The following is a 249-nucleotide window of genomic DNA, read 5'->3' as shown; positions in this document are numbered from 1 at the left end:
CAGTAATAGTGGCTGTTTTGCCATCAGAGTATTGCTCGACCACAGTGGTGCTACCGCCAGCAGATGAGCTAATAGCGATTTCAGGTGCGGCATGGGCTGAAGATGCAGCAAGTACTATGCCTGCTAGTAGTGCCGATACGGTAGGGGTTATTGCTGTTGGTGTACAAAATTTCGTGGTCATAATAGACTCCTCAAAAATAACAGTAAATGTGGCAGTTGCAGAAAATAAAAAGCAGCAAAAAATAATGC

At 44.2% G+C, this 249-nt stretch carries 1 protein-coding gene; it reads left to right on the top strand.

Translation table 11 applies throughout. From position 1 onward, the window contains the following. The coding region (locus AAEZ06_RS27930) for a hypothetical protein (RefSeq protein WP_350617417.1) at positions 1-249 on the top strand (249 nt) is incomplete at both ends.

It is taken from the genome of Pseudomonas sp. HY7a-MNA-CIBAN-0227 (assembly GCF_040310325.1).
Lineage (GTDB): Bacteria > Pseudomonadota > Gammaproteobacteria > Pseudomonadales > Pseudomonadaceae > Aquipseudomonas.
This window is presented reverse-complemented; position numbering and strand designations above follow the sequence as displayed.